Source organism: Rhizobium sp. BR 362 (assembly GCF_036528765.1).
Taxonomy (GTDB): domain Bacteria; phylum Pseudomonadota; class Alphaproteobacteria; order Rhizobiales; family Rhizobiaceae; genus Rhizobium.
On sequence record NZ_JARWGH010000048.1, the window covers coordinates 1 to 14,343 of the forward strand.

At 58.3% G+C, this 14,343-nt stretch carries 9 protein-coding genes, 1 pseudogene and 1 riboswitch; of the genes and pseudogenes, 3 read left to right on the forward strand and 7 right to left on the reverse strand.

The window, feature by feature from the left end; all coding sequences use genetic code 11:
- From QDY28_RS28410 to QDY28_RS28435, 6 genes and pseudogenes are all read right to left on the reverse strand, one after another.
- Positions 1-162 (reverse strand): annotated as a pseudogene (locus QDY28_RS28410) (IS110 family transposase); the annotation flags it as partial.
- The gene (gene thiO, locus QDY28_RS28415; RefSeq protein ID WP_331384606.1) at positions 153-1,172 is read right to left on the reverse strand and encodes a glycine oxidase ThiO; all 1,020 of its coding nucleotides are present in this window, start codon (positions 1,170-1,172) and stop codon (positions 153-155) included. The pseudogene QDY28_RS28410 and the gene thiO, both read right to left, overlap by 10 nt.
- 1 nt (position 1,173) lies before the next feature.
- A complete protein-coding gene (gene thiC / locus QDY28_RS28420; RefSeq protein ID WP_331384607.1) occupies positions 1,174-3,000 on the reverse strand; it encodes a phosphomethylpyrimidine synthase ThiC in 1,827 nt (608 codons plus the stop codon).
- Positions 3,001-3,091: 91 nt separating this feature from the next.
- Positions 3,092-3,224, reverse strand: a riboswitch (TPP riboswitch).
- Between the two features lie 185 nt (positions 3,225-3,409).
- Entirely contained in the window at positions 3,410-4,432 is a 1,023-nt protein-coding gene (locus QDY28_RS28425; RefSeq protein WP_331384608.1) for an ABC transporter permease, read from the reverse strand.
- Entirely contained in the window at positions 4,416-5,936 is a 1,521-nt protein-coding gene (locus tag QDY28_RS28430) for a sugar ABC transporter ATP-binding protein (protein WP_331384609.1), read from the reverse strand. The genes QDY28_RS28425 and QDY28_RS28430 overlap by 17 nt, the downstream gene beginning before the upstream one ends.
- Before the next feature lie 168 nt (positions 5,937-6,104).
- Positions 6,105-7,091, reverse strand: a complete 987-nt coding sequence (locus QDY28_RS28435; protein ID WP_331384610.1) for a sugar ABC transporter substrate-binding protein — start codon at positions 7,089-7,091, stop codon at positions 6,105-6,107.
- 327 nt (positions 7,092-7,418) lie between these two features.
- On the opposite strand from QDY28_RS28435, the gene QDY28_RS28440 reads away from it, so the two are divergent.
- Complete coding sequence (locus QDY28_RS28440; protein WP_331384611.1) at positions 7,419-8,429, forward strand: LacI family DNA-binding transcriptional regulator; 1,011 nt, start codon at positions 7,419-7,421, stop codon at positions 8,427-8,429.
- Between the two features lie 998 nt (positions 8,430-9,427).
- Here QDY28_RS28440 and QDY28_RS28445 read toward each other — a convergent pair.
- Positions 9,428-10,360 carry a hydrogen peroxide-inducible genes activator gene (locus QDY28_RS28445; protein WP_331384612.1) on the reverse strand — a complete coding sequence of 311 codons (933 nt, stop codon included), beginning with the start codon at positions 10,358-10,360 and terminating at the stop codon, positions 9,428-9,430.
- A gap of 345 nt (positions 10,361-10,705) precedes the next feature.
- On the opposite strand from QDY28_RS28445, the gene katG reads away from it, so the two are divergent.
- Both katG and QDY28_RS28455 read left to right on the forward strand, forming a co-directional pair.
- On the forward strand, positions 10,706-12,904 hold the full coding sequence (gene katG, locus QDY28_RS28450; RefSeq protein ID WP_331384614.1) for a catalase/peroxidase HPI: 2,199 nt from the start codon (positions 10,706-10,708) through the stop codon (positions 12,902-12,904).
- Between the two features lie 436 nt (positions 12,905-13,340).
- Positions 13,341-14,318 (forward strand): GGDEF domain-containing protein, encoded by a 978-nt coding sequence (locus QDY28_RS28455; RefSeq protein WP_331384615.1) that lies wholly within the window; start codon positions 13,341-13,343, stop codon positions 14,316-14,318.
- The last annotated feature ends 25 nt before the right edge of the window (positions 14,319-14,343 follow it).

Genomic DNA, 14,343 nt, shown 5'->3' on the forward strand with positions numbered 1-14,343 from the left:
ATCCTGCACCACCAGGTGGCTGTAGGATTTGTGGTAGTCGACGCCAATATGGTAATCATAAGAGGCAGTCATGCTTCCAACTCCCTTGTTGAGATCTGCAAAACCCCAATAAGGTAAGCCGAAAGGCTGGAAGTGTGACTGTCCCTCGATCATCACCTGCATCTCAGTGATCCGTTCTCCCAACGGGCGCGGCCTCTTTCATGCCATCTCCTTTGCTTCGTCTGTCCGGAAAAGACCATATCCACGGCTTCGGCCGCCATCGCGGGCGCCAGCAGAAAACCGTGGCGATAAAGCCCATTGAGGACGGTGACTTTGCCCTCCCGCGTCACGCGGGGAAGGTTGTCTGGAAAGGCAGGGCGAATGCCGGAACCGGTTTCAGCGATGGCGGCATCGGCAAATGCGGGGTGCAGCGCATAGGCAGCGTTCAGCAGCTCCATGAGCGAGCGGGCGGTGATCGGCCCTTGGAAGTCCGTTTCGATCATCGTCGCGCCGACCATGAACAGACCTTCGCCGCGAGGCACGATATAAACGGGAAAGCGCGGATGGAGCAGCCGGACAGGCCGCGCAAGGGTGACCTCCTCCGTCCGCAGATAAAGCATTTCTCCCCGAACACCCCGCAACTCCCTGTTCTGGCCGATGCGGGCTGCGCCCGTGCAATCGACGACTTCGGCGAATTCGCCGTCATCCGCGATCTCATCGGCGAAGGTCACACCCTCTGCCGACAGATCGTCCTTCAATGACAGCAACACCTGACGAGGATCGAGGTGCGCTTCCTGAGGAAAAAACAGGCCTTGCCGGAAACGACCGGCAAGGGAAGGTTCGAGCATGGCGATTTCCCGCTCCTCAACCCAGCGATAGCCACTCGTGCGGCTGGCAAACCGCTTTAGCTCACTTTGATCGCGGTTCGGCGCGACGACCAGCGTTCCATTGCGGACGACCTTTCCGGGTAGGATCGCTTCCCATCGGTCGGCGGAATCCTGGCCGCGTTCGAGCACGGCCTCCTCAGCGCTTTCCCGTTCACACCAGGGCGCTAGCATGCCGCCGGCGAGCCATGAGGCGGCTCGGCTGAAATTCCGGCTGGGATCTACGATCGTGACTTCAGCACCGCGCCGAAGCAGTTCATGAGCGACGGTGAGGCCGGCGATGCCGGCCCCTTTGACAAGGACACGCATGTCATTCGGCCGGATGTGCGGCGGCATCGATCGGCATATAGAGGTCGCCGCCCTCACGATATTTCGCCGCCATCGCTTCCAGCCCTTCCTTCTGCGCCTCGGCGCGGATGTCGTGCGAAATCCGCATGGAGCAGAATTTCGGACCGCACATCGAGCAGAAATGCGCCACCTTATGGGCTTCCTTCGGCAAGGTCTCGTCGTGGAAACTGCGTGCCGTGTCGGGATCGAGCGACAGGTTGAACTGGTCCTCCCAGCGGAATTCGAAGCGCGCGCGCGACAATGCATCGTCGCGGACACGTGCGGCCGGATGACCCTTGGCGAGATCGGCGGCATGGGCGGCGATCTTGTAGGTGATCACGCCCGTCTTGACGTCGTTGCGGTCGGGAAGCCCGAGATGCTCCTTCGGCGTGACATAGCAAAGCATGGCTGTACCGAACCAGCCGATCATCGCCGCGCCGATGCCCGAGGTGATGTGATCGTAACCCGGTGCGATATCGGTCGTCAGCGGCCCGAGCGTGTAGAAGGGTGCTTCGCCGCAGACGGCGAGCTGCTTATCCATGTTCTCCTTGATCTTGTGCATCGGAACATGGCCGGGGCCTTCAATCATCACCTGGCAATCTTTTGCCCAGGCGATCTTCGTCAGTTCGCCGAGCGTTTCGAGCTCGGCAAACTGCGCGGCGTCGTTGGCATCGGCGATCGAGCCGGGGCGCAGGCCATCGCCGAGCGAGAAGGAGACGTCATAGGCCCGGCAAATGTCGCAGATTTCCTCGAAATGCTCGTAGAGGAAGCTTTCCTTGTGGTGATGCAGACACCACTTGGCCATGATCGAGCCGCCGCGCGAAACGATGCCGGTGACGCGGTTGACGGTCAGCGGAATGTAATGCAGCCGTACGCCGGCATGGATGGTGAAATAGTCGACGCCCTGCTCAGCCTGCTCGATCAGCGTGTCGCGATAGATTTCCCAGGTCAGCTCCTCGGCAACGCCGCCGACCTTTTCCAGCGCCTGATAGAGCGGTACCGTGCCGATCGGCAGCGGTGAATTGCGGATGATCCATTCGCGGATGTTGTGGATATTGCGGCCGGTCGAGAGATCCATGACCGTGTCGGCGCCCCAGCGGGCGGCCCAAACCATCTTCTCGACCTCCTCTGCCATGGATGAGGTAACGGCGGAATTGCCGATATTGGCGTTGATCTTCACCAGGAAGTTCCGGCCGATGATCATCGGTTCGCTTTCCGGGTGATTGATGTTGGCGGGGATGATCGCCCGGCCGGCGGCGACCTCCTGGCGGACGAATTCCGGGGTGACATGATCCGGAATGTGGGCGCCGAAGCTCTCGCCATCGCGAATCAAAGCTTCTGCTTTCGCTTTGCGGCCGAGATTCTCGCGGATGGCAATGAATTCCATTTCGGGCGTGATGATGCCGGCCCGCGCATAGGCGAGTTGAGTGACCGCCTTGCCATCCCTGGCGCGCAGGGGCTGGCGTTTGGCGGGAAATTCTGGCGTCAGCCGCTCGCCGGTGACAAAGCCGTTGTCTTCCGGACGCACATGGCGGCCTTCATAGGCCTCGACATCGCCGCGGGCGAGCACCCAGTCGCGACGGAGCTGCGACAGACCCTGCTCGATGCGGATATCTGCTCCCTCGACAGTATAGGGACCGGAGGAATCATAAACGACGACGGGCGGCTCGCCCGATGTCGGATGGACGCTGATCTCGCGCATCGGCACGCGGATGTCGGTGTGAATGTCTCCGGGAATGTAAATCTTCCGTGATGCCGGCAGCGGGCCGGTGGTGACGGTCGGAGTGAGGTTATTTGCGGCAATGGTCATGGTTTGAGGCTCCAAGTTGCGGTTGGAGACCCAGTCAATCAGCCGGAATGATGGAAAGACGCTGGCATGGAATCCACGCGGGAATCCGAGCCTTCGAGCGCTTGCACCGTCCCTACGCCAGTATGAACTGGATCAGGTTCAACGGGTCACTGCGCCCACAATCGGCAAAGCCGTATTGCCTAGCAGTATCTCAGCCCCTTGCCGGGACACCCCTGGTGAATATCGCAAAGACTATGTGCTCGGCTGAGCCCATGTCAACCCTGGAACCGCGGTTCCGCCCACCTGAAGATGCGATCAGGGAATTTCGATCGGTTTCACGCTCGGAAAGATCGCCCGGTTATGACCGGGCAATCGGTTAGCGCGAAGCACCGCACTACAAGCTGCGCTCAGATGCGGAGCGTCGCCAAAATCATCGCGTTTCCAGTATCCGCATCAACCGGCCGCGATAGCTGTCGAGGATAACCGCCAACACGATGACGGCACCGATGACGATCGGCTTGATGTTGTCGTCGGCGCCCAGAAGCTGCAATCCAGTCGACAAGACCTGCAGAATACAGGCACCGACCAGCGTGCCGATTATCGAGCCCTTTCCGCCCGAGAGACTGGTCCCACCGATAATGACTGCGGCAATCGCGTTCAGTTCATAGCCAATGCCCGCAACCGGACTACCGACATTGAGGCGGAGCAGATAGACCATGGCCGCAATACCCGCAGTCAATCCGGAAATCGTGAATACGGCGACCTTGTATCTTTTGGGCTCGTGGCCCGACAAGCGGACCGCCTCCTCATTGGTGCCGATCGCAAAGACGAAGCGCCCGAATACGGTGTAGCGCAGCACGAACCAGCCGATGAGAACCACCACGATCGCGATCAGAAAAATCGAGGGGAATACCCCGAAGAAGATCAGATTTCCGAAATCAACGAATGGTTGCGGCAGACCGGTGATCGTGGAGTTATCGCTGACGACGCGCGCCAAGCCGCTTGCGACATTCAGCATCCCGAGTGTCACGATGAAGGATGGAAGCTTCCACTTCTCGCAGACCCATCCGTTGATGGCACCCAGGGCAGCGCCGGTACCCATCGACGCCAGCGAAGCCAGAACGATCGCCTGCCACGGAGAAAACCGGGGATCGATCATGATCGTTGCGCCGATAACCGTGCAAAGGGCAAGCAGCGAACCGACCGAAAGATCGATGCCGCCGGTAAGGATGACAAAGGTCATGCCGGACGCCAGCACGGTGTTTATGGCGATCTGCACGAAAATCTTCAGGAAGTTTTCCGGCGTCGCGAAATACGGGGCCGTCGCCGAGAAAAAGATCAGGATTAGCACGAGGGCAATGGCGACACCGGCTTCCTTCATCGAAATCCGGATAAGCTTGTCCCAGACGCCGGCCTTTTTGACCTCAGTCGTCATTTCAATGTTGCCGGACACGACTGTACTCCTTGTAAGCGAGTGAGAGAATCCTGCTCTCGTCAAATTGGTCCCGAGATATCTCTCCGGCAATCTTGCCGTCCGAGAAAACGATGATGCGATGGCAAATGCCGATGAGCTCCGGCAGGTCGGACGACACGACCAAGACGCCTTTTCCTTCGCCGGCAAACTTCCACAGAAGTTCGTAGATCTCCGCCTTGGCACCCACATCGATGCCGCGGGTCGGCTCATCGAAGATCAGCACCTTGGGACCGCGGAACAGCCATTTAGCGATGACCACCTTCTGCTGATTACCACCGGAAAACGTCCTGACTGCCTGATGGATGGACGGTGTCTTTATACGCAGCTCATGCACGAGGCGCTGCGACTGATCGTCTTCCGCCCGCTGACGGATCAACCCGTTGCGGGAGATCTTGCCGAGGTCGGTTATGGTCGTGTTTTCGGCGCAGCTCATGTCCAACATCAGGCCCTGCAGCTTGCGGTCCTCGGTCGCCAGGCAAAGCCCCGCCGCAACGGCATCCTTGGGCGAGTTGATCTCGACCTCTTTTCCGTCAATGCGAACTTCGCCCGCAGCCTTGTCGTCGGCACCGAATATAGCACGCACGGCCTCCGTCCGCCCGCTGCCAACGAGCCCGGCAATGCCGACAATCTCTCCCTTGCCGACCGAAAACGACAGCTCGGGGCTGTTTCGGGTCACCTTCAGGCCGGAAACACCAAGCGCCTCTCCGAACACGGCGCTGTCATGGCGAAAAACGCCATGATCCGAAAGTGTTCGCCCGACCATGAGTTCGACGATATCGGGAATAGCCAATCCCACCAGCGGACGCGTGATCACGTGCTGACCGTCGCGCAACACCGTGACATTGTCGCCGACTTCAAAAATCTCTTCCAGTCTGTGGGAGATGTAAAGCGTCGTGACGCCGCGCGCTTTCAGCCGTTTCAGAATTTCGAACAGGCGGTCGACCTCCCTGGAGGTCAAGGTTGCCGTCGGTTCATCGAGAACGAGCAGCTTGCTTTCGTAACAAAGCGCCTTGGCGATCTCGAGCAATTGGAGCTGCGCGACGCTGAGGCGATTGGCCGGCGTGGTTGGGGCGACGTCAAGGCCGACTTCCGCCAGCAGCTCGGCCGCTCTTTTGTTCATTTCTCTGTAATTCACGAGGCCGTATCGACGCGGAAGGTGCTCGAAAAGCAGATTTTCGGCGACGGTGAGATTGGAAAGAGGGTGCAGTTCCTGGTGGATGACTCGGATACCCGCTTTGAACGCCTCCAGCGGCGAGCTTGGACTGTAGCTTTCACCGTCAAACACGATGTGGCCATCGTCCGGCTTGAAGACGCCGCCGAGCAGATTGATCAGCGTCGATTTGCCGGCACCATTCTCGCCAAGAAGAATATGGCCCTCGCCCCGGCCAATCTGCATGGAAACGTCCCGGAGCGCCACGACACCCGGGAAGCGTTTGCCTATTCCTTCCAGCGTCAAGATGAAGTCATCTGATCGGTCTGACACGTCCACCTCATGCGTGGTCTATTTCAATGGGAGATGTCCAGCCTCCACGCAGTCCGTATTTCCGAGGTTCGAAACGACCTCACCGCCGTCATCGACGCGGAAAACGGTTCGCGGTGGTGAGCGCCGGCCATCGGCCGACGCTTCTTTGCCTCATAGTCGGCAATTCGGCTATTTGAGGTCCTTGGCGGTGACGAGCTTGACATCCGTCTTGACCCAGCCAGTGAATTTTTCACCGGCAAGTTCACGCAGACCATATTTGATGCCCATGACGGCCATCTCGGCGCCGTATTGCTCGACTGTGGCAAGCATCTTGCCATCCTTGATCAGCGGCTGCACCGGCGGAATGTTGTCAAAGCCGACAACCTTGATCTTGCCGCTTTGGCCGGTCGCATCGAGCGCCTTGACAACGCCGAGAGCCATGGAGTCGTTGGCCGCCATGACGCCCTGAATATCCTTATATTTGGTCAGGAAATTCGTCATGACGGTATTGGCTTCTTCCGTCTCCCAGTGAGCCGTCTTGCTGTCGAGAAGCTGCAGCTTGCCGGCGTTGATGGAATCCATGAAGCCTTCCTTGCGCTCCTTGGCGTTGTCGGCCTCGGGGTTGCCCTCCAGGATCACAACCTTCCCGCCGGGGCCAAGGTCCTTGGCAAGCGCATCGCCAGCAAGCTTCGCACCTTCACGGTTATCGGGGCCGAAGAATGCCAGATCGATACCGGCAGCCTTCTTTGCGTCGGCGTCGAGCGGCACGTCGATGTTGATGACCTTGACGCCGGCCTTCACCGCCTTTGCAAGAGGGGTGGCCATAGCCTTTGAATCGGCCGGCGCAACGACGATGATGTCGTATTTCTGCGTCACGAAGTTTTCGACAGCATCGACTTGAGCAGCGAAATCACGCTCGTCCTTCATGCCGACGGCCTTGAAGTCGAACTTGTCCTTGTTTTCAGCCGCATATTTATCGGCGCCCGCCTTCATCTGCTTGAAGAACTCATTGGACAAGGATTTCATGATCAAGCCGACCTTAGGCTTGCTCGCCGCAAAGGCAGGCGACACGCCGCAGGACAGTGCGAGCATCAATGTACCGGCAAGCCCGAGCTTCAACGCCGCACGGCGCGGCGCATTGATCAAGACGGAATCACGCTTTGTAGAATTGGACATTTTTCTCCTCCCGAACGGTCCTAGGCTGAGCTCCACCCGAGCTGCCAGTAATGATGAACCGTTTCCAGCCATTAATGCGTAACAGTGCCCCGGAAGATTGTCAACTCGCCCAAACTAGGCAAAAACCCGGCATGACTGCACAGCTTGCCAGGAGCTTGATGAACCGTTTCCATTGAATGTCCACAGTGACCGTGCTATGGCTTGTCTACGGTCAGAAATAGCGAGCAGACCTTTGACTAAGGCGATACAGACCATTAGCTGAAAGCACGAATCAGACGCCTTTGGATGCCCCCGAAGGGCGAAGATGAAGGGACATATATTTCTGCCATGCCAAAGGTTGGAATTCGAGATGTAGCCAGGCTTGCAGGGGTTTCCACCGGGACTGTCTCACGGGTTTTGAATGATCATCCCTCTGTTACCGATGAGTTAAGAGCACGTGTCAGAGGCATCATCGAAGAACTGGGCTACCTGCCCGATCCGTCCGCCAGAAGCATGCGCGGCAAGGTCAGCCGTCTCATCGGGATCGTCATTCCGGACCTGACCAATCCCTTCTTCTCGGAGCTCGTCCAGTCCGCCGAACAGGCGGCCGCAAACCATGGCTACAACATCATCGTCATGACGTCCTTTGATCATGCAGCCAAGGAGGCTGATCGCATCGGACAACTGACCAGCCGCAAGGTGGACGGCATCATCCTCGTTCCCTGCAATGATTTTCATACGATCAAGCTGCCGAAGGGATTGCCGATCATCGTCGTGGACCGCCTGATGCCGGGATATTCCGGTATTGCCGCAGACCACCGCAACGGCGTCCGCCTTGGTGTTGAACATCTCTTGAGGCTTGGCCATCGCCGTATCGGCTTCATCTCGGGCCCCAAACACTCCGTCCCTGCCAAAGATCGCCTTAGGGGTTATCTGGACGCAATGGAGCAAATCCAAGATGGCGGGCAAATGGCCGGCCCATCCCTGATCGCCGAAGCGGCTTTTGATTATGAAAGCGGCCGCCTCGCAGGAAACTATCTTCTTGCCCGCGCCCGCCATGAGCGCCCAACCGCGATCTTCGCAAGCTCGGATCAGCAGGCGATCGGCTGCATGCGGGCAGCGCATGATCTAGGTATCCCGATACCGGCGGCCCTTTCGGTCGTGGGCTTCGACGGCATTCCCCTTTCCAGTATGACGACGCCGCGCCTAACGACCGTGAAGCAGCCGATCCAAAGGATTGCAGCGGCAGCCGTGGCAATCCTGCTGAACAAGCAACCCCTGCCCGGTCTCGATGACCCAATCCTGCTTTCATGCGAAATTTCGGAGGGCGAAACGACCTCGGCGCCCCAACCCGACTAAACGCAATGATGACCGAGCCGGTATCTAGAGCTCACCAGAAGGTGCGGGTTTCATAAAATAGATCGAGCGGCCGCCGTGGGCGCACATCCAGTGGTGCCCTGGTCGACGACTGCGCTCGCCACGATCGCGGCTCATTGCAATCCACATAAATTCGAAAGGCGTATTTGCGCCCAGGTGCGCAGGAATTCTTGTGTTTGAGGCAGTTTTGACAGGAGTTCGCCAGCTTGGCCACTCACATTTATGTCCGAATCCGTTATCCGGCACGCTCCGATATCCATTGTCACCGTCGCGACCACCTTGCCATCCATCGGTGATAATTGCAGAAAGGATTCGGAACTTGAACCGCAAGTAAGAGACACTTTTGCGGTAACGGAAACACCACTCGGGGCTGTGCAGAAATCCACGCCCGTGACTTCGAGTCTCCTGGTGCGATTGGGTCCCGAAGGCATCTGCTCGCATAGCTTCGCAGTCGCAATTATCGAGCTGATTTGTTGCCATTCCGGACTTTTCAGAGCTGACCAACAGCCAGCCGCGGCAGAATCGAAAAATACGATACTTAAGCCTGCAGAAATCCCGGCGATTTCCGCGAATCTGACAAATCGGCCGCTCATAGGACCGCTCTCTATTTTATTAAGATACTGAAATTCTACATTGATTTAGAGTTGTCTTCAACCATCAAATCTTTGGAAAGACTAATACAAATTTAGCACGCGTCTGTTGCAATCAGTCGAGAATGGCATGCAACGTTGTTTTTGAATGCTTTTATCTGCCTCAATTCTTCCGATGGCATCGCTGCAACGCAAAGCTACTTAGCTCATTCGTATTATGTCGCTCTCCGTCGCGCTTTCGTAATGTCAATGTCTTGCGGAGATCCCTGAATAGGCGATCCGAGCTTCATATGAACCACGCCCGCAGTCTTATGCGCTTTGCCGTCATCGGGTGAATTAAGCGGGGCAAATTATGGTCGTTCGGATGTCCAATGACAGCATCCGGAGTGCTCAGTTCTCGATCGGCCGCGACAGCGCATTGTGCCGCTCGCGCATGGCATCGGCTGATTGGCGAACGACTTCGGAAATCTCAAAGAACTGTTTGGCCAGTGGGCTTGTCTTGCGCCAGATCATGCCGATCGTTCGCGATGGTTCGAGGTTATGAAAGCGGGCAATAGACACCGACGCCGATCGCGTTTCCACCGCCACCGCCATTTCCGGGATCAAGGTGACACCGATGCCGGCGCTGACCATCTGGACGAGCGTCGATAGAGAACTGCCGTCCATCAACTCCCGCGGCAGTGCCGAAGACAGGTTGCAGAACGACAAGGCCTGATCGCGAAAACAATGTCCCTCTTCCAGCAGAAGCAGCCTCATCTCGCGCAGCGCGTCGCGATTTGGCACCGGCTTGCCTTCATCCTCGCTCGGCCGAACTAACACGAAATTTTCGGAAAATAGCGTCACCTCGGTCAACGAAGGTTCGGATACGGGCAATGCGACGATTGCCGCGTCGAGCCGGCCCTCGGCCAGCTCCTGCACCAGCTTGGAAGTCAGCGTTTCGCGGACGTGAATGTCGAGCCCGTCATGCACGCGCGTCAAATTGCCGATGATCGCGGGCAGCAGATAGGGTGCGATCGTCGGAATAATACCCAGGCGGAGCCGGCCCACGAGCCTGTCCTGAGAGGCGCGCGCCATATCTGCGAGCTCATCGACCGAGCGAAGGATATCGCGGACGCGCAGCACAAACGCCTCCCCGAAACTGGTCAGCCGAACCTGGCGTGCGCCTCTTTCAAAAAGCTCCGTGCCTAGCGATTCCTCCAACTCCTTGATCTGCATAGACAGGGCAGGCTGGGAGATCGCGCAGACATCCGCGGCCCGTCCGAAATGACCTTGTCGGGCCAATGCCTCGAAATAGCGAAGCTGCTTGAGTGTCAAATTCGTCATAACCTTACCTTATCGTCGCAATCAGTAAATCCAACTTAAATTAATGGAACTGCTTGGCTATAGTCCGCAAAGCGGCGATGAGGTGTAGCCATTGTCACGTCTGGTCCATAAAATGGCCGGGAACGATGTGCAGCTCATTGACGTCCAGACTGTCCGGAACACCGGTGTGCCTCCCAAGCTCTTCGCTTCGGGACGGTCTGCTCGAAGGGAAGCCCGAAACAACAACGACATTTCATATGTCTGGCACGGCATCATTGTGCTGACCATGAAACCGGACCGCTTTTCAGAGGATTCGAGACGATCTTCCTCTGGAGAGCTCAATTCAAGTACGCGAGGGAGAGAAATATGGATACGAAAGCCGATACAGCGGGCAAATGTCCGGTGGTGCACACACACACGGCCCATGGCGGCAGGTCGAACCGGGACTGGTGGCCGAATCAGTTGAACCTCAGAATTCTTCACCAGAACTCTGCGCTGTCGAGCCCGATGGGCGAGGCATTCAATTACGCCGAGGAATTCAAGAAGCTCGACCTTAACGCACTTAAACAGGACCTCCATGCGTTGATGACGGAATCGCAGGATTGGTGGCCTGCTGATTTTGGCCACTACGGTCCGCTTTTCATCCGCATGGCCTGGCACAGCGCCGGCACCTACCGCACCGGCGACGGCCGCGGCGGCGCAGGAGCCGGCCAGCAGCGTTTCGCTCCGCTCAACAGCTGGCCTGACAACGTCAACCTCGACAAGGCGCGCCGGCTGCTTTGGCCGATCAAGCAGAAATACGGCAACAGCATCTCCTGGGCCGACCTGCTGATCCTCACCGGCAACGTCGCTCTGGAATCGATGGGCTTCAAGACGTTCGGCTTTGCCGGCGGCCGCCCGGATGTCTGGGAGCCCGAGGAAGACGTCTATTGGGGCGCCGAGGACACCTGGCTTGCCGACAAGCGGTACTCCGGTGAACGGGACCTCGAAACCCCGCTTGCCGCCGTGCAGATGGGGCTTATCTACGTGAACCCGGAAGGGCCGAACGGTAATCCCGATCCGCTTGCCGCCGCCAAGGACATCCGCGAGACGTTTGCGCGCATGGCCATGAACGACGAAGAAACCGTCGCTCTGATTGCTGGCGGACACACCTTCGGCAAGACCCACGGCGCGGGCGATGCCGCCCATGTCGGTGCCGAGCCCGAAGGCGCCGGAATCGAAGAACAAGGCTTCGGCTGGAAAAGCAGCTTCGGAACAGGCAAGGGCGGCCATACGATCAGCAGCGGCCTGGAAGTCACCTGGACCACGACGCCGACGAAATGGAGCAACAACTTCTTCTGGAACCTGTTCGGCTATGAATGGGAACTGACGAAGAGCCCGGCCGGTGCTCACCAGTGGACCCCGAAACATGGGGCCGGTGCCGGTACCATCCCGGACGCGCACGACACGTCCAAGCGTCATGCACCCGCTATGCTGACCACCGACCTCGCCCTGCGCTTCGACCCGGCCTACGAAAAGATTTCGCGGCGCTTCTTCGAAAATCCGGATCAGTTCGCGGACGCCTTTGCCCGCGCTTGGTTCAAGCTGACCCATCGCGACATGGGTCCCCGCGTGCGTTATCTCGGTCCGGAAGTCCCGTCCGAAGAACTGATCTGGCAAGATCCAATCCCTGCTGTCGACCATCCCTTGATCGACGCAAACGACGTTGCCGGCCTCAAAGACAAGATCCTCGCATCGGGACTGTCGATCTCACAACTGGTCTCGACCGCCTGGGCTTCCGCCGCCACCTTCCGCGGCTCCGACAAGCGTGGTGGAGCGAATGGCGCACGCATCCGCCTTTCCCCTCAGAAGGATTGGGAAGTCAACCAGCCGGCCCAGCTTGCGACCGTATTGGAGACGCTCGAAGGCATCCAGAAGGTGTTCAACGATGCCCAGTCCGACGGCAAGAAGGTGTCGCTCGCGGACCTGATCGTCCTCGGCGGCGTCGCCGCAGTCGAAAAGGCTGCCAAGAATGCCGGTCACGACATTGAGGTTCCCTTCACGCCCGGCCGCGCCGATGCGACGCAGGAGCAGACCGATGTGAGCTCCTTTGCCGTTCTGGAACCGATCGCCGACGGGTTCCGCAACTATCAGAAGGGCGAATATTCCATTTCGCCTGAAGAGTTGCTGATCGATAAGGCACAGCTTCTGACGCTGACTGCGCCGGAAATGACCGTCCTGGTCGGTGGCCTGCGCGTGCTGAATGCCAATGCCGGACAGTCCCAGCACGGCGTCTTCACCACGCGTCAGGAAACGCTGACCAATGATTTCTTCGTCAACCTGCTCGACATGGGCACGGCGTGGAAGGCTTCGCCGGACTCGAAGTATGTCTTCGAGGGACGCGACCGCCAAACGGATGAAATCAAGTGGACCGGCACCCGTGTCGACCTCGTCTTCGGCTCGAACTCTCAGCTCCGGGCGCTTGCCGAAGTCTATGGCCAGAGTGACACGCAAGAGAAGTTCGTGCGCGACTTCGTGGCCGCCTGGACGAAGGTCATGAACGCGGATCGTTTCGATATCGCCTGATCTGCACAGAAAGACACTCGGGCGCGGCTGAACTCCAGCCGCGCCCGATTCTTGTATCAGGCAAGGTCGCCTGAACATGCGTCGGTACCCTGGGGCAGCTTTCGCCCATGTATGAGCCGGCTGATTCTGTGACCGGCGAATTGCAGCAGCCGCTCCGCCCATTGAGACAAGTTGCGCTCCCGAAATATTAAGGATTTTCAGCTATTTCTCCGACAGCTTGTGGAGACGCAGGCCGGGCGTGCAACACCCTGCAAGGTTGGGAATAAGCGTGATGCCGCGGCGACCTGGTGACGGGCGCACATGTTCAGTTTTGAGCTAAAGGCATCTGCGCCAGACTAACCTCGGGTTTCCAACGCCGGCTTTTGCACTCTTACGCATCTTTGATCCTCTGATGCGGCTAATCCGGTCTCGACCGGCACACAGGTGGAGGGATGGTGTGTACGGAGGGCTGACAGCATTGCGGGAAGATTATCGAAGCCAGCAGAGCGTCTATTTCCGCGCTCCTTTGTTTTCCCTGGAACAGTGGCTCGGTTCCCTGACGCCAGTCGCCGTTTGGCGGCTGCTGATCCTCAGCTTAATCTGTATTGCGAGCCTGGAATGGATTTGCCAAGCCAACGGCATCCATCGTGTCGGTCCACTCTATATGCTGCCCATTTGCGTCGCGAGTTGGCGTTTCGGTTTCAAAGCGGGGATGACCATCGCGGTTGCGGAAATCCTGCTGTCGGTCGCAACCTTATTGGGCGTTTCCGGTCATCTGAACGCGAGTGCGATGATCGAGCTGGTAATGCAATTCGTCAGGTTCGTCGGTGCGGCTGGTGTCGTGTCGAGCTTCCGGCAAAGTTTCGACCGAGAACGCCTCCTCGCGCGGCGCGATTGGATGACGGGAATTTTGAACAGGCAGGAGTTCCAACGTCAGGCTGATGGAATGCTGACATCGGCAAGGACACGCAATCAGTCCTTGCTGCTTGCCTATCTCGACCTCGATGGCTTCAAGGCCGTTAATGATCAGTGCGGACACCAGGCAGGAGACCGGCTGCTGCAATGCCTTGCAGAAGGGGGAAAGTCACTCATCGGCTTGGAGGATTGTTTCGGGCGGATCGGCGGCGACGAGTTTGCGGTGTTGATAAAGCTGTCCAAGACAGAGTGTGCCCTGGAAGTGGCGCAGAAGTTGCACGTGGGATTCACGGCCGCATTGGAGAAGACTGGCCACAAGGTCACGTGCAGCATGGGCGCGGTGGTAGCCCTTCCCGGTGACAGCGTTTCGCTGCACGAGCTGATGCGCCATGCCGATCAGCTCATGTATGCGGTGAAACGTGACACTAAAGCTGGCTTCAGCTTGGCATGCCATGCTCCTCCGCTCGACTTTGAATCCTCCGTGCCTCCAAGACCTCAGACATGCTCGCATCAATCCTGAAGGTGACCGAAGGTTCCGCGTCCGA